Here is a 21,256-nt window from a genome sequence, read left to right on the forward strand (position 1 = left end):
GTGTTTGGGCTCTAGCCCTGATTTAAAAGTAATTTGGCTTCGATATTTTGCCGAGAGTATGCGATATGTCGACGCATTAGCATTTCAGCTAACTCCGGATCACGATGACTTATAGCGTTGACGATATGCTGATGCTCAGCAAAAGCAGTAGTCACACGAGGGCCAGCCATCCCCAACTGCACGCGGTACATGCGTACTAGGTGGTAAATATTATTCATCAACATGCCTATTAGATATTGATTATGGCTTCCTAGTACAACGCGATAGTGAAAATCAACATCTCCGGCTTCTTGATAATATGATTGTCCATCTTTGACAGATTCAAAGTGAGTGGATAGTAAACTGTTGAGTTTATCTATTTCGTCTTCTGTCATATGCAATGCTGCTAATCTAGCAGCCATGCCTTCTAAAGACTCACGAACTTGATACAATTCAACAAGTCCTTCAAGGCTCAGGGTGACGACTTTTGCGCCAATATTTGCGCGACGCTCAAGCAAATTCGCATTTTCAAGACGGTTAATACATTCTCGGATAACCGCTCGGCTAACTTGGTATTTACTCGACAATTCTGACTCATTTAACTTACTCCCCGCCACAATCTTTCCCTCAACAATATCGCTTCTTAACGCGATGAAGATTCTATCGGCATGAGTAATGGGCTTTTCTATTAGTGGTGACAACATGAGAGGTGACAAAATTCTACCCATTTAATAATTGTCGACAATATAGCGTAAATTTCATCTTTATTCAATCTTAAAGTCATTAACTACACGCATATTGTCGACTATATTTGTATTTTACGGCTATGAGTATGCATTACGCTTGCGTGAGAATTTAGACTATTTTTAGTCAATCAAGACTACAATTTGGTGGTTTTGACGAATTCTTAATTGTCGCTATTACCACATAAAAATTATCTTGTTGTTTTACATAGGTTTTTTATTTTGGCACCTTTTTTGATACTAACTGCTAACATATAAAAAGTACTATGCAACCTTATACACAACAGGAACATACTTATGACATCTCACGTTAGAAAACCACTTTTCACGGCTATCTTTACGATTGCTTCATCTATTTTGCTATTAACTGGATGCATTATTCATGTTGGCGCCGATGATGACTATTCTAGTTCATTCCATTTTGGTGAAAACCGCTCTACCGTCAATAAATCCTTAAGTATTGGTGAGGGTAAAGAGGTCGGCGACCTAAGTACTGTCAATGGCAGGCTAACGCTTAGAGACAATGTTACCGCCAAAGAAATTGAAGGCGTCAATGGTGGGATAACTATTGGTCGTAATGTTAGTCTTGAAGACGTTTCTAGCGTCAATGGCAAAATTGCAGCTAAAGAAGGTCTGCGTGTCAGTAATAACATCAGTTCGGTAAATGGCCGCATTACACTTGAGAAAGATACTGTAATCGATGGTTATATTGAATCGGTAAACGGTGATATTGATTTGTCAGGCGTCAAGGCAAATAGCCTGACAACGGTTAATTCAAATATCACGCTAGCTGATGGTTCGATCATCACTACTGATATTATATATGAAGCTAATAACGGCCGAAATCGTGGTAGCAATCCAGTGTTAAGTATCTCCGCAGATTCACAGGTCAAAGGCCAAATTATTCTTCGCCGCCCCGTAGATTTAGAGCTTTCAGATAGCTCACTACAAGATAAAGTGCTTGTGGAGTATTAAGTTACCCTTCAAGGTAATTCACACTAAAAATAGTGGTTTTATCTTTATTTTGGCGTCCACTAGGACGCCTTTTTTATTTGGTGAAAAAGAAGGCTGAATATTGCTCCCTGCCTATTCAGCGGCCTCTTTGACTAAACCATTTTTAGACATTATTTGTTTAAGCTCCTCTATGCTAGCAGGGTCGTCAATTGTTGATGGCACCACAATTGATTCATTCTGTGCTATTTGGCGCAGTAATTTACGTAGAATCTTACCAGAGCGTGTTTTAGGAAGACGAGGGACAATAAGTGTTTGTTTTAAGCAGGCCACTGCGCCAATTTCTTTACGTATCATCATTGCAAGTTCTTTTTGTAAGTTGTCTTCGCTTATACTTACACCATCTTTTAATAAAGCTAAACCCACTGGAACTTGCCCTTTTAGCGCGTCATGAACACCAATCACGCTGCATTCTGCAACCGCTTCATGAGACGCTAGCACCTCTTCCATCTCGCCGGTTGATAGGCGATGACCTGCGACATTGATAACGTCATCCGTTCGCCCCATCACAAACAAATAACCATCCTCGTCAATATATCCGCCGTCACCCGAACAATAGTACCCAGTAAATTGAGTCAAATATCCACTAGTGAACCTTAGCATGATCACCCCATATTGTCGATAAACAACTTGGTGGTAAAGGCAGTTTTATCGCAATTGCGCCCTGTTGATTAGCAGATACCTTTTCACCATTTGCGTCTAGTATATGAATTTCAAATCCAGGTACAGGTTTTGTTGATGATCCCGGCTTAGTCGGTAGCATTTCAATACCGGTTAAATTCGCGGCGATTGCCCAACCAGTTTCTGTTTGCCACCAATGATCAACAACCGGCTTTTGTGTTTTATGTTGTGTCCATTCAAGCGTTGATGGGTCTAACCTTTCCCCTGCCATAAATATGGTCTGTAGACATGTTAAATCATATTTATTGATTAGTTTACCTTGTGGATCTTCTTTGCGAATCGCTCTAAATGCAGTTGGCGCAGCAAAAACTGCTTTTACATTGTATTGTTCAATGACTCGCCAAAATGCGCCTGCGTCAGGCGTTCTAACTGGTTTACCTTCATAAACAATAGTTGTACAACCATGCAATAAAGGGGCATAAACAATATACGAATGGCCAACTACCCAGCCAACATCCGATGCTGCCCAAAAAACATCACCTGGTTCCATGTTATACACAGCGCTCATCGAATATTTCAATGCCACAGCATGACCGGCGTTATCTCTGACTACCCCTTTAGGCTTACCTGTTGTTCCGGAAGTGTAAAGAACATAAAGAGGATCACTGCCTTTGACACAGGCGCAAGGCGCGGGTTTTGCAGTAGACATAGCTGTTATCCAATCTACGTCATGGGGCTGACTCATTTGGGCAATACATTCAGGGCGTTGAAGCAATATAACAGCATCGGGTTTACTATTGGCCAGCACAATGGCTTGATCTACCATCGGCTTGTATTCAATTATTCGATTTATTTCAATACCACAAGATGCTGTGACGATGGCTTTAGGTCTTGCATCATCTATTCGAACGGCTAGTTCATTTGCCGAAAAACCGCCAAACACAACCGAATGAACGGCCCCTAATCTGGCACATGCAAGCATCGCAACTAAAGACTCAGCAATCATCGGCATGTAAATAATTACGCGATCGCCTTTGACAACGCCTTGCGCTTGCAGAACGCCGGCAAACTTTGCTACCCATTGCTGTAATTCAAGGTATGTATATGATTGCTGCTGCTTGGTTACTGGCGAATCATAAATGATTGCAGTTTGTTCACCTCGGCCTTGTTCGACATGATAATCAAGTGCCATGTAACAGGTATTGAGCTCGGCATCAGGAAACCAACTTTGCAATCCGTTTTCGTCTGTCGATAAAATCGTGACGGGTGTTTTAAACCACGGAAGATCTTCAGCCTTTCTGGCCCAGAAGGCTTGTGGCGTATTAATTGAAGCATTGTATTCATGCTGATAACTAGTCGCTTGGACAAACGCAGAATTCGTTGACATATCGGCCTCGGATGCAATTAATGTTACTAGTTTGTAACAATAAAGCACACACGACACCTCGGGAATTCGACTTAAGCCTTACATCTTAAGGCGTAGATTCATTCTCAGGCTTAGACTCTATCTGATCTGGCACTGCGCGCGACACTGCACGAGGCCTTGCACAAGCGATGAGTAATAGTAGCAGCCAAAGGTAATGCAAAGCGCCACCGCTATCTTCATTATCGGGTGGAGCTGCAACAGGGCTTGTATCGACAATCGTTAATATAGTTGATGCAAGCACTTCTTTATTTGCATCACTAACAATGACGCTAAAGCTAATCGTTTGTTGCGTATCTACTTCGGGGGTAATAAATGTGATCTGAGGACTGCCTTGACCGTCAAAGCTAATGTCAGGGCCTGAAGTTTGTTCCCAGCGAATATTAAGTACATCACCATCAGGGTCATTCACATTTGCGGTAAATGTGAAGGTCGTATTTTCATCTATAACTGCACTATGGGAGGCAATGCTAACGCTAGGTGCACGATTGGTATTGCGAATTTGCACGCTAACGGTGACTGACGAAGTATCACGACCATCAAAGACTTCTAGTAAAAACAATAGATTTTCATTATTTGTAACCTGCGGGGCAATAAAGGTTAGTAAAGGACTGTCGTTACGCCCAAAGCTAATAGGTAAGCCTCCAATTTGAGTCCAATTAAAGACCAAGGAATCACCCTCTATATCACTAGTCAAAGAGGCATCTACTCGTAGCTCTTCGCCCTCAGTCACGACTACTTGTGTCGCCACGTTAATATTAGGAGAAGTATTTGGCAAGGGATCCGTTAGTACACTAACAAACCTAATAGCACCGTTGGCAACTTTGTCACCATCATTGAGCCCACCGTCGCTAATTGTTACGCGAATACAATTATCTGCGATATTTAAGCCCGGTAAATACAATGACGAACTTGCTACTGGACAATTACCATTGCTATCTTTTGATGCACTGGCAAGTTGGTCGTTACTATTTTCAACAAAACTCCCCCAACCATTATTTGGTTCATAAACTCGTAAGGTCATTCCTTCAGCTAACACTGAATTTGCTGCCAAGGGTATAAGAATACTGGCGCTTTTCCCAACTTGCTGGGTATGCCTTAAAGACAAATCATAAATCCCTTGGACGGGGGCATAATGCACATCAGTCGCAAGGCCAGAAGATTCAGCGTTGATGCCACCATATGCTGCAATATCGTTGGTATCGATATTCACCGAAACTAAATCGCCTGGATTTGCTAATTTAGCTATATTGCCAGCGGCAAGTGCGAAGTCGCCTTCAATGACAATAGGTTGCAGGCCGTCACTTGTTTGTATTGTGGTACCTGCTAGGTTGTTATCAAGATAATCTGCAATTCCATCTTTATCGCGATCGGATATGCCTTCAACTGCATCAGAAAGCCCATCAAAGTCACTATCAGTATTCGCACCCAAAAGTGGGGCACGTTGACTTAATGTAAATGCTATTTGTTGTGTGTTCTTAAAGCCCTGGGTCGTGTTTGTTTCAGTTAAGGAAAATTCTGCTAAATAATTACCTAGTGGCAACGCGCTTGTATCAAGGTTTAACACCCTATTGTTAGCTGAAATACCCGCTTGACCGATATCAATAGGGCTTGCGGCACCGCGGCTTACTGAAAACAAAGTCCATTGAGTGTCGTATACGTCTGCTGAGTTAATATCGATGATCTGAGCAATCACACTTGCTTGACCTTGGTCTTGATACAAAGTCGCCACTAATTGGTCGTTTTGACGCAAACTGATATCAACTAAAGGCGCATACTCTTGCGAATCAATGTCTATTTGAGCAATATTGTTTTGATTACTGCTCGCGTTAGATGCGTTATCAAATAACACAACTATCGTTTCGCCATTTACAGCCGTTGCTGCAACCTCAAGCTCCAAGTTACCAGTTTGACCTTGGCTGATTTCAAGTTGCCCACTTCTAGGGCCAAGAATTGGACCGGTCACGTTATACTCTATTGTCACAGGATAAACTGGAGCTAAGCCGCTTAAGGTAACAGGGATATTTAAGCGTGCACCGGCAGTAGCGACACTAGATGCTTGCACAAATATTTGCGGGAGCACGTCAATGAATACTTCGTTAGTTGCGGTATTTCCGGATAAATCAGTTGCAGAAACAACAACACTATTGCGACCAGAAGCGAATACTGTTTGTGTTAGTGTATTTGCTTGTACGATCCCATCAACAATATCATCTGCGGTAATAGCTAAATAAGATTGCACGTCAGTAAAGAAGCCTTGCGCTTCAATCACAATGGGATCAAGTTGTGTAAATGTGGGAGCCGTTGTATCTTCCACGGTGATTGTTTGAACAAGCTGTGCCATATTGCCGGCAAAATCGATTGCAGTCCAAGTGACAATATTTTCACCTAAAGCTAGGGCCCCTGAGTAATCACTGCTTAAGGTACTTGGAAAAAGATTATTGTCGCGCACTCTGGGCTCTTGTAACACTAATGGTGTTTGTAAGCCTGTTGCTTCTATTGTGAAATCACTGATGTTGTCAAGCACCGGTGCTTGGTCATCACCTATGCTGGGGTTTTGGGGCTGGCTATCTTCTTCATCAATAATCCCATCATTGTCATCATCAGGGTCTGCGTTATTACCAATACCATCACCATCTGTATCTTGTGATTCGGCAGCAGATAACGGGAACGCATCAACATCATCTAACACGCCATCGTTATCGTCGTCATCATCTGCATTGTTACCAATACCATCTTGATCAGTATCTACGGTCTCAGAGGCATCAAATGGAAAAGCATCCTGCGCGTCTAAGACGCCATCATTATCATCATCGTCGTCTCTGTTATCGCCCAATGAATCATTATCAAAATCAGCCCACTCGCTAGCATCGAACGGAAAGATATCATCAACATCGTTAAACCCATCGTTGTCATCATCCTGATCAGCATTGTTACCGATACCATCTTGATCAAAATCGGCGCTCTCGCTAGCATCAAATACAAAGGCATCTTCAAAGTCTAAGACGCCATCATTGTCATCATCTGTATCTGCATTATTGCCAATACCGTCTAAATCATTATCTCTAGCTTCAGTTGGGTCCAAAGGGAATAAATCATTTTCGTCCAATACACGGTCACCATCATCATCAGTATCGGTATTGTTGCCCAAACCATCAGAATCTGTATCTGTATCTTCAGTCGGGTCAAAAGGAAAGGCATCGTTGATATCTTCAACGCCATCGTTGTCATCGTCAGTATCGGCATTGTTACCAACACCGTCATTATCGTTATCTAAGGTTTCATTAGGATCGTTTTCAAACGCATCAAAACGGTCCTCAACACCGTCATTATCGTTATCTGGATCAGCATTATTACCAATACCATCACCGTCCGTATCAAACCACTCTCTCACCGAAAAAGGAAACGCATCAACAACATCTAACACACCATCATTATCGTCGTCGGTATCTGCGTTATTACCAATACCGTCGCCATCAAAATCAGTAACTTCGTTTGGATCAAGCGGGAAACTATCAAATTCATCATCCAATCCGTCGTTATCGTCGTCATTATCTTGATTGTTGCCGATGCCATCGTTATCTGAATCAACTGATTCTAAGGGATTAAATGGAAACGCATCTGAGGTATCCACTACACCATCATTATCGTCATCATTATCTGCGTTATCGCCTATACCATCTTGGTCGTTATCTCTGAAGTCACCAGGGTCAAGCGGAAACTCATCATCACCATCGACGATTCCATCGTTATCATCATCATCATCTGAATTGTCACCAATACCGTCTTGATCACTATCGATACTTTCATTTGGGTCTCGAGGAAACGCGTCTTGGAAATCTGGAATACCGTCATTATCATCATCGCGGTCTTCACTGTTACCCACGCCGTCGCCGTCAGTATCAAGGACTTCACTTGGGTCCAATGGAAAAGCATCAATTGTATCAAGTGCGCCGTCGTTGTCATCATCACGATCTTCGTTGTTGCCAATACCATCTGCATCGGTATCAATTGACTCGCTTGCGTCAAAAGGGAAGGCATCCGCTGAATCTAACACACCATCATTATCGTCATCTAAATCGGCAATATTGCCTTGCCCATCTAAGTCAAAGTCTGCATTTTCAGTAGGGTCAAAAGGAAAGGCATCTTGGTTGTCTGGTACGCCATCATTATCATCATCTTGATCAGCAACATTGCCAGTGCCATCGTTATCCGCATCTTCAAATTCAGTAGGATCAAATGGGAAACGATCAATAGTATCAATTACACCATCATTATCATCGTCAGTGTCTTGTTCGTTGGGAATACCATCATTGTCTGCATCTTGGATAGGGATAATTAAGGTATTATCTAACCAATTACCTTCAAACCCGCCAAGTGTGGGCTGAACTAAGACCGTATACTCAAGCTCAAAAATATCAGCTGCATCGGTTACAACTGCAGCATCAATTGCAATGTTATTATTTGAAGATGTAACAGAACAACGAGCAAAATCAGCAAAAATAGAACACGCTTGATTAAGGCTAATAGCATTTGAAAATGTAATGCTTTGAATTGGGGTCGCTTCATTTGGCACTAACCAAACATTATATTCAATAGCGTCTTGCAAGCGAATTTGTAAATTTGTGGTTTGCGTCGCGCCATCCTCAATAATGGCACCAGAGCTACTAGCGCCTGCATCAAATACTTGTTGCGAAGGGGCAGTTGTTAGCGATATAAAAGGATTAAAGCCTGCAACAATAATTTCTTCCGGTGTATCGTATGCATCATTGATATTATCCTCGCTATCTTGAGCAACTAAACCTGTTAAAGCCCAAATTCCGGGAGATGAAGTATTGTCAAAATCACCTGAAAAGCTCACCGTTGCAACGCCGTTTTGCAATACCGCCGCGCCTTGTTGCACTAATGGGATTTGCTCACTTGTGTTTACATTGGATAAAAACAACTGAGGAATGAGTAAAGTAGACCTTTCTGAGAATGTCAGATTGACTGTTGTTTGGGTAATCTGATTTTGTGCAAGTAAGCTTCGCTCACTGATACTTAAAGATAATAATTGCGGCGCATCAGTATCTGGCTCATTATCAGTTTGTTGTGCACTTAAAACGTCCATTCCCAAAAACAACAAAGCATTTGAAACCGCAAGCGCAACAGCAAGCTTTTTGAGCGAGCTTGATAATTGCGTTGAAACATCCTTTTCACGATCTAATTTATCAGTCGATGCGACTATAAATTTGCCATAAATACTCATTAATATAACAGGCCTCAAGGCTAAAAGTGTTTAATACTTATTATAGTTAGGGTGTCGGATTTATAGCGAAAAGCTGAAGCTGTGTATAGAGGACAAAAGTTGCCAAATGTGCACAAAAAATGTGCACAAAACAGTCACCTTATTATTCCCACTCGGCTTAAAGAGAGAGCGAAAACTCACTTTTTTAGATTATAGCTTTCGCGACTTAGGAATGAGTTTATATACCTTAAAAAGCTTTAAATATGGTTGACTTTGGCGCTTGCGTTGCCAACCCTGTTCTAAGCGGTGGAGTTATCCCTAACCTGAAAAAATCTAGATAAATATGTTTTATCAACTTTGAGATGTGTTTGCCTTTTTAAAGCCCAATTTTTTTACTTTAATACCAGTTTCTTCGGACTGCTTAATTGAAGTTAGTGCACACAAACTGTATATGCAAATAAATTCAACACTTAATTTACGCGTAACCCATAAACATTAATGACAAAATCAACGCTTACTGTTTTAAGATTATGTAATAGGGTTTCTTTTTTATCTTGCGAAACCGTCCAATAATAGGGTGTCATCAGTAATAGATTTTCGCGTTGCAGCACTGAATCTAAACTAAGCTGATAAGACACATTGAATGTTTCATGTAATATGAACGGGTCGAGATCCTCAAGCTTGATTGCATGTGTCTGGACCTTGTCATAAACGTGCGCTTTCATTTCTACTAAATGCTGCGGCCCGGGCATGACCCTTATCCAATGACCACTTTGTTTCAATATACGGGCAATTTCGTTTTTATCAGAAGGCGCAAAGACTTGAAGCACCGCGTCCTGTGAATCATTTGCTAAAGGGATGTGATAGGTACTGGCTACTGCACAATTTACGTCATTCAAACGTTTCGCTGCCTTTTGAACGCCAACTTTTGAAATATCAATAGCCGCATAACGAACTTTCTCGGGCATTGCAACATGCTCTTGGATTTGTGAAAGGTAATATCCCTCTCCACAACCAGCATCGAGCAGAGAAAAAGGCTTTTCAGTTGCCTGCTCGCTAAGATATTGATTAATGATGGCTACAATTTTCATTGCTAATTGATTGTAGTGGCCTTGATTTAAAAATTGACGCCTTGCCATCAACATTGCTTTGTTATCACCTGGCTCTTTGCTCTTTTTATGTGTGTTTATGAGCAGGTTCACATATCCATCTTTTGCAACATCAAAACTGTGATTGTTTGCACATTGCCATTGGTTATTAGACAAGCTAAGTGGCTGTTTACAATTAGGACAATCCCAGAAAAATCCAGGTACATTTCCGCTTTGTTCAATCATCTGTTTGTATACTCCAAAACCCAGCATTGATTAATGCTACTAGCAATTGGGTGCTTTGTTTCAATTCAACACAATTGAGCGAATAAGTGAGTTCATGATAAGTACATACAGATTTTGCAAATAGCTTGCGAGCAAATTCACCAAGTGTTTGGTCTACCGTAAACTGATGCCCATCGATGAAAAAATCAAATGTTTGTGTTTGAAATTGCGCATAGATTGGCTTTACACCTATTGTTTTTACAATATATAAGGAGTCTTCACCATACTTTGATACAAAATCCTCAAATGCCTGAGGGCTAGTTTGTTCAATATCCTGTTCAATGCTTAGCTCTTGTCTTGATAAATATTTCAGCAATGCGTCATCTACATCAGACGTGTCTAATAGTGCATGCATTTGTTGTTTCAATCTGTCTAACTCGTTTTGTGAGACTAATTCTGGCGCCATATCGTGTTGTCTCATCAAAGCAATATCTGGGTCAGTATATCGGCTAGATACTGCAACTAAACCTTCACTTTCATCAAGCAATCCGGTTAGGGTTTGTGAATTTGTAGGCGCTCTGAAACCAAAGGAATAGTTTATACATGAACTAAATGTTCTCCCGCGATGAGGATGTTTTGGTGGGATATATAATGCATCACCCTGCGCTAACTCTTCGTCAATAATCGGTATAAAATCTTCAATCTGTTTTAATAACTTATGGGGATATATCGTCTTATCTTTATCTTGAGGCAAGCCTACTTGCCAACGCCTTCGGCCTTTGCCCTGAACAATAAAAACGTCATATTCATCGATATGGGCACCGACACCTGCACCCGGCGTCGAAAAACTTATCATAACATCATCAAAGCGCCAACTAGGTAACATTGCCACATTTGAAGTCAACGCTTGTACTTCAGGTATATATCGGTCAACACCTTGAACTAACAAGCTCCACGCTCCCACGCAATGTTGTTCGAAGTTTTCAAAAGGTCCTTGACTTGCGCTCCATACTCCGTCCTTCAAGCTGACAATTCTACTGTCGACGTAGTCTTCTTGCGCAAGGCCAGCAAGATCATGCTCATCGATTGGATCGGTAAAATTTGGGATAAAGTTTTTAATTAGACACGGTTTTTGTTGCCAAAACTCACGTAGAAATTGCTTGCTAGAAAACGAAGATATGATCATGATTCGGCCGTTATTAAAGGTCACCAATTATTATAACCTGAACTTAGCCTGTCGTTTACCACTAATTCACTGTTATAATTTTGCTAAGCTTTGATTAAACATCATTTTCAATACTATGCACAAATAAGGAATCATTGTGATTTTTATTAATCCTTCATTGTCAATTGACGAATCAGAAGTCCAATTTTCTGCGATACGTGCAATGGGCAATGGCGGCCAAAACGTTAACAAGGTTTCAAGCGCTATTCATCTACGGTTTGATATCAAGGCGTCTTCGCTAAATGAGAAACAACAAGCGCGTCTATTAGGCTTGTCAGACAGTCGCTTAACAAAAGATGGAGTCATCATCATCAAAGCGCAATCATTTCGTACTCAAGAAACAAACAAAGAAGATGCAATAAAACGCCTAAAAGTATTTATTAATGAAGGCCTCAAAGAAGACAAACCTCGTCGAGCAACACGCCCGTCCTTATCATCTAAACGAAAAAGGTTAGATAGTAAAAAGCGAGCTGGTTTTACCAAAAGCTTACGAAAAAAAATCGATTTCTAATCACTTTTCCGAACGGCCAATTTGAAATCCATACCAGCCAGCAGTTGCACAACAAGCAGTCAAAAATACTCCCCAAGGCCAATCTATAAGTAATATTGTCAAGCTATAGCCTTCAATAATACTGTAGTTTGTTAAATTATATGCGCCATAGCTCGCTAAGCCCAATATTGCCCCTTTAACAAAGGCAAGATACCAAGCTTGGTCGCGCGCTGCGAGGCTAGCCAATACAAAAGTGGCAAAGCCATACATAATATAAAAAGCAACCCAAGGCCACGTTATGTATTGTTGACGCAGAATCGGTTTCATCTGTGTTTGATACCAATCAGATGCGATATATCCAAGCCAAAGTGCATCAAGTAATGCAAATGATATAAAAATGAACAACACCGATAAAACGCAAGCTTTTGTTTGGATAGATGATTGATTTAGCACATTTACTCCACTAGTACGCAAAATAGTCGCTTTGTTTGCATAACAGTATAGTAAATATACGCTAAGTGAGTATAATTATTAAACTTTAGTAAAGGAAATGTTATTTGTTTCACTCTGGCTTCACGATGCCCATCACAAAAAAGTACCTAAATATGACCAAGCTTCAAAAATGCTTCTTGGGAATAATATGTGCGCTGCTCTCGGTGAGCCTAAAGGCAGAAATTGCGCCTTCGCAACAGCATTTATTCCCTTATTTACCGTCAGAAAACGCGCTTTGCTACTCCCAATACTGTGATGTTGGTAACCCTGTTGCGACCGTATTTACCGCACAAATGCATGGTGGTCACAATCAAAATTGGACATCAATGCAAGCACAAAACGGGCTTGTATATGTAGGTCATACTCAAGGTGTAAGTCAGTGGGACGGGGAAAACTGGGAAAATATTACCACGCCACATTCTACCCCTGTACGTGCCATTGTAGAGTGGGAAGGTGATATTTACTTTGGTACTACAAATGATTTTTTCCGTTTACGCCAAAAAGACAACCCGAATAATGAAGTCGAGAGCCTAATTCAACAATCTGCTATTAGCGGACTGGATTTTGGTGAAGTGTGGGGCACGGCTGTCAATAAGCATGGGATACTGTTTTCAAGTTCTGAGCATATTTTCTTTTTTGACGGCGAGAAGACCATCATCATGGAAGAAAGTTGGCCTTCGAAGCACGCAGTATTCGGTGTTGATGACTCATTCTATTATAAACCACGACACTCTGAAAATCTTTACCGAGTCCAAACAAGACAGATTGGTGGAGACCTTGTACTTACCAATATCAAGCTTCCCTTTAGTCTCCCACCTAATTCTCGAGTAATGGAGATTATCAAAACTGGTACTAATGATTTCACGATTGTAACTGAGCAAGACGGTGTATTTATCGTTAAGAATCAAATTATCACGCAAGTTCTTAGCCAAAGTGACTTTGCCGAGGGCGCGCAACTGTATGATGCCATATTATCAAAAGACGGCTTTTACTATATCAGTTCAAGTTACCATGGCTTGTTTATCCTAAATGAAAACCTAGAAATCGTTAAACACTACCTTGAACAGCACGGCATCAGTATGAATACTGTTTTTTCGGTCAATGAAGATCTACAAGGTAATATTTGGCTAACGGGCATCCCCAATATTGTCAAGATTAGACCTCCACATATTATTAGCCAGTTCAAGGCGGGTACTGCGTCTACTGAGATCTTAAGCTTAATTAATTCTCCGTTGGGTATTTTTGCCTCGGGTAATGGCGTCACACGCCTAACCAATGATGAAAACTCCTTGCATCCGCCAAAATTTGTTGCATTAAACGACAATATTGAGAGCAGTGTTGATTTGCTGGCAAATGGTGATCATTTGATTAAATCAGGGCGTGCGGGAATTTTTGAACTGAATCTAAGTGAGGATTTAAGCCAAATCACCAGTGAGCGTCTTATCGTAGAAACCGCTCTAGGCAGAACTATTCAATCCACTGAACAAGAAAATTTATTTGTTGCAAGTAGTACAGATAATGCATTTATCTTGCGTTTAGAGGCAGGTTTATGGATATCTGAGCGCCTCACCAACCAAGCTAATCAACTAATAAGCTTAGCCTTAGATAAAAACGATACTCTTTGGTTAGGCTCGGCAATCGGCGAGCTCTTTAGATTCGACAACATAACCACAACAACCAGACCAAACGTAGATGTCTACCGCGATATAGACGGGCTTGCGCCAGGTCCAGTCGAGGTATTCTTAGTGGATGGCGAGGCCGTCTTTAGTAGTGGCGGTCAGTTATTTGAAGTTATCAATGATAGAGTTACACCAAGCGATTTACCGATGTTTACTCAAGATTGGCTTTTATACAGCGTTCAATTTGACAAACTGGTACAAACGCCAGCATTTCAAAATTTACCGAATCGGCTTTGGTATCGCAAAAATTTAAAAAGCGGGTATTTTGAACAAAACGACGATGGCACGTGGAGCGAATACACCGAAATTTTTGATGGTATTAATGATGGTGGTTTCAGTGATCTATTCGTCACCCCAGATAATATTGTATGGTTTGTTAGAGATAAAGCTGAAATATATCGTGTTGATATTGAGTTAGCTAAACAAGTTCCTCCTCAGGCACCGGTGAATATACGACAGTTCACCTCTCAAGATGGTGAGCGATTTTTATTCGACTCTGACGAGTCCATTGTACTGGGTCTAGATCAAAAGAGTATTCGTTTAGGGTATGCTTCAACCGATAGTAGCTCACAATCATCAATCAGTTATCGCACCCGACTGTTGGGTAATGATAGCGATGCTTGGACACCTTGGTCAGCAGAGACCTACCGCGATTTTACGGGCTTATCCCCTTCTAGTTATACGTTTGAAATACAAGCTAGAGACGCATGGGGTCGAATTTCATCAAATTCGGTATCATTTGAAAAGCCTGCTCCATGGTATCTGACAACGATTGCAATTGTCGCTTATTTTCTTGCAGGTGCACTACTAATCTTCGCATTATCTTATGGTCTGCAGCGCTGGCGATTAATATCTTTAGAAGCTACAAATAAAGAGTTAGAAGAAAAGGTGATTGCTCGGACTGCACAAGTTAACGAAAAAGTAGAGCAACTGCGCCAACAACAAATTCTTAAAGATCGCTTTTTTGGTAATATTTCACATGAATTTAGAACCCCGTTGACATTAACAATTGGGCCTTTAGAAACCTTATTAAATGAGCATAAAGAGACACTTGATAATAATGTATTCTTTTTAGCAAACACCGCACTTAATAACGCTACAAAATTACTGGCCTTAGTGGGGCAGATGCTTGACTTAAATCGACTTGAAGCAGGAAAGTTACCATTAAAGGTTGAACAATATGATATTGCCAAGGTGATCAGAGAAACATCCGAACGCTTTATTCAGTGGGCTGAACAGCAAAATCAGTCCATCACGATTGTTAATTGCGATGACAAAGAACTGCTGTATTTTGACATTGAGCAAATTGAAAAATGCGTATCAAACCTTTTATCAAATGCCATTAAATATAGTGGGCATGGCAGCAAAATTATTGTTGAGTTAGAAAAAACTCCTAACTCCCTGAATGTCTTAGTCAGTGATAATGGCGTCGGTGTTAGTCAATCTGCTGAGCACAAGATTTTTGAACGCTTTTATCAAGACAAAACATCTGAAAATAATGCAGCGCCTTGGCACCGGTATTGGTTTGTCATTGGTGAAAGAAATCATGCAACTTCACCAAGGTACGGTTGTCCTAAGAGATACTGGTAATGAAGGTTGCTGCTTTGCACTTGAGTTTTCACTTGGCAGTGATCACTTTACGCAAGAGCAAATGGTTGAGCCGATCGCCCTAGATATCTCAGAGATTGATTTAGCAGAAGATGAGCTGCAAGATATTAATGAACTCGTTGAGGATGAAGCGGATGTAACCACTTTGCTTGTAGTAGATGACAATGCAGAGTTACTTAACTTTATGAGTCTACGTTTGTCTGCAAATTATAAGATACTCCAAGCGTCAGATGGTATCGAAGGCTTGGAAATTGCAAAAGAGTCATTGCCTGACCTTATTATTTCAGACGTCAATATGCCAAACATGTCAGGCTTAGATATGGTGGCAAGTATCAAGGCAGATCCGCAAACAAAAACAATCCCTATTATTTTATTGACTGCTAAAGTAACCAAAAGAGAGGTAGTCGAAGGTTTTAGTGCCGGTGCAGATGATTACATTACTAAGCCTTTCGATACTTCAGAGCTTATTGTTAGAGTGAATGCCTTAATCAACGCCAAAAAAGTGATTAGGGAGTCGTATCAAGATATTCCTGAATCGGCAAATCCTGATCAAACTGATGGTTGTGGTGAAAGCGAATGGTCAATCAAAGTTCATAATGTGATTGAGCAACACCTTGCTTTACCAGGTTTTAATGTGGAACAACTTGCCAATCTCATGCACGTGTCTCGAGATACGTTAATACGTAAATGTAAAAAAGAGTGCAACGAAAAGCCCTTAAAGCTAATCGTTGATGCCAGAATGAATCGAGCAGATGAACTGTTAAAAGCAAACGAAATGAGCATATCCGAAGTTGCTTATGCTTGCGGCTTTGAAAGTCTTGGCTATTTTTCTAAAAGCTATAAGAAAAATAGAGGCAAAAACCCTTCTGAGGCGTTTGTCTAAAACGATCAAAGCACCAATCAGCGTGCTTTGATCTTTCAAACCACATCAAAATCAAGATGTAGTGACGTTAAAAAAATTTAATTAACCGATTTTCTATTCAACATTTATCGCCCATTATCGCGGCCTTGTGTGGATTCGACCACGCTGTCAAAGGCAGTTTTACCTAAAAAATATACTAAAGTATTTTTAATTTTACATCTTGCAGTAAATGTACTAAATGTTGCAAAAAATATCCAAAGCCATAGACACCCTTTATCGGTATTGTTAATGCTCAACGGACAGCGGAGTTTGTCCAAGCAATACTTTAGGAGTCAACCATGAAACATTTAGGATATTGCCTTGCAAGCTTGCTAGTGGTCATAGCATATGCTTCAAGCGCACAAGCTAGTGTGCTTAAGGATTCACATGTAAGTGGCCAAGTAAGCACCACTACCTATCCTCCTATTGATAACTTATCAGAAGAGCTACTAATTAAAGAAAAATTGCTCGTTCAACCTTTATTATTTTTAAATCCTGTTGAGCAAGATGCAAATCCTAACAAAATAGTTAGAGCAGGCATGAATGTTGATGCAGCTGGTAGCAATGCGCCATATATATACGGCGTGATGGTAATGATATTAGTATTGGCTTTACGATGGGACGATAAGTCTATTGTTAAATCAATGAGAAAGCACTAGGAGCGTTGGTTTCCTAAACCAACGAATTTAAAACAGTTTATGTTGTGTAAGTTTGGCCTAACCTTCGTGGTTAGGTCATTTTTTTGCCTTGATAAGCACCTGATTATTATAGAGTTAGTGCGGTTACTGCAACAAATTAACAAACCTTCTGCAACAAATTTACCACTGGTTTTTAATAATGAAGCCCATACTTTTCATGTAATTGTTTGAGCTTGCCTTGCGATTTTAACAACGCGATAGCTACATCAAATTTCTTTTGGAAGTCCCTTGCATAAGGAAATTGTTTAGATGTAAATGCCGCATCAGAATAGCCAATATGCACTGAGTGACGCAATATCTCGTTAACAACTATTATCTTATCAACCTTGATTTGTTCACTTTGCTGTAAAAACTCCTTTGTACTTTCGTAAGTTGCTTTTTCAAAAATAGTGCAATCGACAATACCTTTGTTAACACCCAGCATTGCCAAACGAGTATTAGGAAACTCAAAAAAGTTTACGGTATTGATACTACGGTGCCGAATACCATCATCCAACCAACCATCGTAACCTGCAACTGTGCCAATTTTCATTCCACTATAGCTATCAGGCCACTTTGCCTCACTATTTAAGTCTGCGTCTTTGTTACATATTGTAATAGTCGTTTCATATGAGAATGGATAAGAGTAAGGGTATATCTTTTCCCAGATATGCGCATTGAAATACGTACCAACAAGCCCTAAATACTCACCCTTGCGGAGCTTATGCTTTGCTTTTGGCCATGCCATCGACTTTAGCTCAATATTGTACTGCGGGATAAGCAGGTCTATCTCTTTTATTACGTCGATATAAAAACCTTTTACTTGCCCAGCTTCTTCATAAGAATACGGCCTGTAACTGTTCTCCGTTAGCAAAGTCACCTTAATTGGCGACTCGCTGATCAGAGCCTCTTGCGAAAACAACAATGAAGAGCTTACCAAGCAAGCTAAAGCAAATAACAATTTAGTTTTTATCATAATAGATATTATGCCGATTAAATTCATACTAACTAGCATGTCAGACACTTGAGCATACATCAAGTACTGCCCAATTCGGATCAATACAGAACATTATCGATTACGTTTACCATTAAGTATTAGTAATAATATCCGATGACTTATGAAGAACACGCTATGCAAAAACGGCTAGTGGCTGTTAGCTATCTGCGCGCATAAATATGCTCACCAGGATTAAACAATACCCACGATGTGAGTATATATTTATCATTTGAAGCCGGCACATTTCCCCTATGTGTGTGTGTAAAGCCACTTGGTGCAATCACCATACGTCCTGTTTGCGGTGTGATTTTTTTGTCTTGGTAATAGAACTCCGTTTCCCCGCCTTGTGCAACATCATTCAAGTAGTACATGAATAACAAATTGCGATGTAACGCTTCTGTTGAACCTTGTTGCGGATAATTTTCCGAGTGCCAGTAAGGATAACCTCCCTCGCCGACAATATATTTCTGCGCGTTGATTTCGCCAATTCGAAACAAATAGTTCACAATTTGTGGTAATCGAGGAAGTGCTTGTTCGTTAAAGTTATCAATTGTCAATTTTACTGGCTCACCTGTACTAATGTCAGCCATTGTTAAGCCTATGGGGCCAATTAATGCAAAAGGATAACGGGTAAAATACTCTACTAGATATTTCCCAGTAGTGCTTGCTACTTCAGGGTAAAGCTCAGCAAACTCATCATTGACCGAGATAGACACATCCATAGAGCGCTTTTTGCTCTCGTCTATGCCCCCACCTGTTTCCCTAGCGCGACATTTTGACTCTGCTCAAATGTATCTATTAATGCTTGGCACAATGCCGGTGAGAGCGCATTGTCGATTACGCTAATAAAATCGGTGCTCATAGGTAGTGTTTTGTCCTTCATGTTTACGTCCTGACTCATGCCTTTTGAAATTTATTTGGCTAAAGATTGACCACATCTGCTTTCCCTCATAGTATCTATGTTACTCATAATGCGAAATGTTTGTTAGGAATATTATTTGCACCGACTGATATGTGTGTTTTTAACACTAGCAATTAGCTATTCATCACTTGCTGCCAAAGAGCTACAAAATGCTCAAGCGCTTACAAATGATGATGAGCTAATATTGTATGCGCGTAATTATACTAACCCATTTGTTTACCGCAGCGTACTTAACCTATTATCGTTGTCGCAAGACAAATATGGCTCTTTTACTTTATTGTCTTCTGCAGATATGGAGCAAGGCAGAGCATTTTCAGAGCTACGAAAAGGCAATATCGATATTTTTGTTGGCGCACCAAATCTAGACAGAGAAAATCAAGCCAACATGATATATGTTCCTCTTGATAGAGGCTTGTTAGGATTTCGAATCTGCCTAGTGAATGAGTCTAATAAGGTCTTTGACGGTATTGATAATTCTAGGCAATTTAATGCTCGTAAGCTTACTGTTGGGCTAGGAACGCACTGGCCTGACCGAGAAATTTTTGAATCTAACGGCTTTCAAACAGTGCCTAGCCCTGTGCATGAGAACTTATATAGCATGTTACAGTATGATCGGTTTGACTGTTTAACTAGAAGTATTAATGAAGTACAGCCTGAACTGCTTGTGCATCGTGAAAAAGGGATCTCAGCTGATGAGCAGCTTATTTTCATCTATCCTAACTCAGATTTTATTTTCGTGAATTTTGAAAACAAGCTTTTGTTGGAGCGGCTCAGCTATGGTATGGGAAAAGCCATTGAAGACTATAGCTACTATGATATTTTTGACGAAAACTTTGGGGACGTATTAAGGGAAAATAGAGTATATGAACGCAAACTAATATTTATGCAAAACAATACGATGTCGGCTAAGGCACTTAAATCGATAAATAGCTTTGGGTTGGCCAGTTTTATCACTGCTCCTTCAGTTCCAACTAATCAACAAAGTGATTAAGATTTTTACCAACTGGCTTTTGATTTACTTTCATACAAGCGCCATACAAAACCTAGCCCAACGGTATAGGTAATATCATCCTCGTAAAGCGGACTATCTTCATTAGCGGCTCCTTGATGAAACTGTAATCCGCCTCCTAAGAACCCCCTCATACCTTCGGCTATTTCAAAAGACACACCGATAGAAAGTTCACTTCCCAAGTAACCGCCACTGGCGTCAAATTCACCTCTATTTTGCGTCACAAAAGGAGTATCTACCTTAGTAAAAATAATCATGTAATTTTTCAGATGCAAAATTGGCACTTAGCGAAATGTTCAAGCCTGTATTTTCAAATAATACGCCACGTTGCTGATAGGTAATAGTCGGTGCAAATACAAAGCCTCTATCATCAATACGCTCAAAATCAGTCGAAAAAACGGCTCGGGCTTGAAAGCGAGCATTTAGCCGTCCTTTACCACCATTATCAAATTCATAATCTTTAAGTTTGTAGACAAGCTGCGGCCCCACTTCAAACAAAAAGTCTAATTCTGGCATGCCTTCACGTGCAGTATTATCTTCACTGTCTGCGGAAAATGCCCCTCCAAAGGAAATATCAAGTTGGAAGTCTTTATCTTGCGCAACAACTGCTCTTGCGCCACCACCCCCAAGCCTAAAAACATCTCCCCGATAGATAAAATAAGGAAGCGCTAGGGCAATAAAATTTCGTTCACTAGAAGCAGGATAATTTGCTGTCTCAATTAGCCCTGAGCCTATACCAAACTCCCATAAAGGCTGAGCTTCATTAAGGTCTTCAAAGCCAGTCAAGTCACGTTCTGGTGTATCAGACGTGCTTATTGCATTTGCCTTATTATGAAACACCAAGCAAAGTGCAACAGTACACAATAGGGAAGTTGCGAAAGCATAAGAAGGTAAGCATAGACGCATTATCAAGAGCCATTTTTACAAAGATTAGGATAA

14 protein-coding genes and 2 pseudogenes are annotated in these 21,256 nt (G+C 40.5%); 6 read left to right on the forward strand and 10 right to left on the reverse strand.

Annotated elements, in window-relative coordinates; translation table 11 throughout:
• Window positions 1-11 precede the first annotated feature (11 nt).
• Entirely contained in the window at window positions 12-683 is a 672-nt protein-coding gene (locus ACZ1G6_RS15020; protein WP_472618997.1) for a GntR family transcriptional regulator, read from the reverse strand.
• A 336-nt stretch (window positions 684-1,019) separates the two neighbouring features.
• On the opposite strand from ACZ1G6_RS15020, the gene ACZ1G6_RS15025 reads away from it, so the two are divergent.
• Window positions 1,020-1,697 (forward strand): DUF4097 family beta strand repeat-containing protein, encoded by a 678-nt coding sequence (locus ACZ1G6_RS15025; protein ID WP_472617032.1) that lies wholly within the window; start codon window positions 1,020-1,022, stop codon window positions 1,695-1,697.
• Between the two features lie 111 nt (window positions 1,698-1,808).
• On the opposite strand, the pseudogene ACZ1G6_RS15030 reads toward ACZ1G6_RS15025, so the two are convergent.
• The 4 genes and pseudogenes from ACZ1G6_RS15030 to ACZ1G6_RS15045 all read right to left on the reverse strand — a co-directional run bounded on the left by ACZ1G6_RS15030 (window position 1,809) and on the right by ACZ1G6_RS15045 (window position 11,527).
• A pseudogene (locus ACZ1G6_RS15030) lies at window positions 1,809-3,741 on the reverse strand (propionyl-CoA synthetase).
• A gap of 85 nt (window positions 3,742-3,826) precedes the next feature.
• Window positions 3,827-9,025 carry a thrombospondin type 3 repeat-containing protein gene (locus tag ACZ1G6_RS15035; protein WP_472617033.1) on the reverse strand — a complete coding sequence of 1,733 codons (5,199 nt, stop codon included), beginning with the start codon at window positions 9,023-9,025 and terminating at the stop codon, window positions 3,827-3,829.
• Between the two features lie 449 nt (window positions 9,026-9,474).
• Window positions 9,475-10,338, reverse strand: coding sequence for a putative RNA methyltransferase (locus ACZ1G6_RS15040; RefSeq protein ID WP_472617034.1), 864 nt, complete (start codon window positions 10,336-10,338; stop codon window positions 9,475-9,477).
• Window positions 10,331-11,527, reverse strand: coding sequence for a cupin domain-containing protein (locus ACZ1G6_RS15045; protein WP_472617035.1), 1,197 nt, complete (start codon window positions 11,525-11,527; stop codon window positions 10,331-10,333). The genes ACZ1G6_RS15040 and ACZ1G6_RS15045 overlap by 8 nt, the downstream gene beginning before the upstream one ends.
• 112 nt (window positions 11,528-11,639) lie before the next feature.
• On the opposite strand from ACZ1G6_RS15045, the gene arfB reads away from it, so the two are divergent.
• Window positions 11,640-12,053, forward strand: coding sequence for an alternative ribosome rescue aminoacyl-tRNA hydrolase ArfB (gene arfB / locus ACZ1G6_RS15050; protein ID WP_472617036.1), 414 nt, complete (start codon window positions 11,640-11,642; stop codon window positions 12,051-12,053).
• Here arfB and ACZ1G6_RS15055 read toward each other — a convergent pair whose 3' ends face one another.
• Window positions 12,054-12,485, reverse strand: a complete 432-nt coding sequence (locus ACZ1G6_RS15055) for a DUF2177 family protein (protein ID WP_472617037.1) — start codon at window positions 12,483-12,485, stop codon at window positions 12,054-12,056.
• Between the two features lie 152 nt (window positions 12,486-12,637).
• Here ACZ1G6_RS15055 and ACZ1G6_RS15060 point away from each other — a divergent pair, with 152 nt between their 5' ends.
• The 3 genes from ACZ1G6_RS15060 to ACZ1G6_RS15070 all read left to right on the forward strand — a co-directional run bounded on the left by ACZ1G6_RS15060 (window position 12,638) and on the right by ACZ1G6_RS15070 (window position 17,371).
• A complete protein-coding gene (locus ACZ1G6_RS15060; RefSeq protein ID WP_472617038.1) occupies window positions 12,638-15,793 on the forward strand; it encodes a sensor histidine kinase in 3,156 nt (1,051 codons plus the stop codon).
• The gene (locus ACZ1G6_RS15065; protein WP_472617039.1) at window positions 15,750-16,694 is read left to right on the forward strand and encodes a response regulator transcription factor; all 945 of its coding nucleotides are present in this window, start codon (window positions 15,750-15,752) and stop codon (window positions 16,692-16,694) included. The genes ACZ1G6_RS15060 and ACZ1G6_RS15065 overlap by 44 nt, the downstream gene beginning before the upstream one ends.
• Before the next feature lie 317 nt (window positions 16,695-17,011).
• Window positions 17,012-17,371: a hypothetical protein gene (locus tag ACZ1G6_RS15070; protein ID WP_472617040.1), complete on the forward strand. Its 360-nt coding sequence runs from the start codon at window positions 17,012-17,014 to the stop codon at window positions 17,369-17,371.
• A gap of 172 nt (window positions 17,372-17,543) precedes the next feature.
• Here ACZ1G6_RS15070 and ACZ1G6_RS15075 read toward each other — a convergent pair whose 3' ends face one another.
• Together ACZ1G6_RS15075 and ACZ1G6_RS15080 are read right to left on the reverse strand one after the other, a co-directional pair.
• The gene (locus ACZ1G6_RS15075; protein WP_472617041.1) at window positions 17,544-18,365 is read right to left on the reverse strand and encodes a substrate-binding periplasmic protein; all 822 of its coding nucleotides are present in this window, start codon (window positions 18,363-18,365) and stop codon (window positions 17,544-17,546) included.
• Window positions 18,366-18,547: 182 nt separating this feature from the next.
• A pseudogene (locus tag ACZ1G6_RS15080) lies at window positions 18,548-19,248 on the reverse strand (2OG-Fe(II) oxygenase).
• A gap of 136 nt (window positions 19,249-19,384) precedes the next feature.
• Here ACZ1G6_RS15080 and ACZ1G6_RS15085 point away from each other — a divergent pair.
• On the forward strand, window positions 19,385-20,299 hold the full coding sequence (locus tag ACZ1G6_RS15085; protein ID WP_472617042.1) for a hypothetical protein: 915 nt from the start codon (window positions 19,385-19,387) through the stop codon (window positions 20,297-20,299).
• A gap of 5 nt (window positions 20,300-20,304) precedes the next feature.
• On the opposite strand, the gene ACZ1G6_RS15090 is transcribed toward ACZ1G6_RS15085, so the two are convergent.
• On the reverse strand, window positions 20,305-20,574 hold the full coding sequence (locus ACZ1G6_RS15090; protein ID WP_472617043.1) for a MipA/OmpV family protein: 270 nt from the start codon (window positions 20,572-20,574) through the stop codon (window positions 20,305-20,307).
• The gene (locus tag ACZ1G6_RS15095) at window positions 20,558-21,157 is read right to left on the reverse strand and encodes a MipA/OmpV family protein (protein WP_472617044.1); all 600 of its coding nucleotides are present in this window, start codon (window positions 21,155-21,157) and stop codon (window positions 20,558-20,560) included. Before ACZ1G6_RS15095 ends, ACZ1G6_RS15090 begins: the two co-directional genes overlap by 17 nt.
• Window positions 21,158-21,256 lie beyond the last annotated feature (99 nt).

It is taken from the genome of Glaciecola sp. HA4-3, from assembly GCF_055693685.1.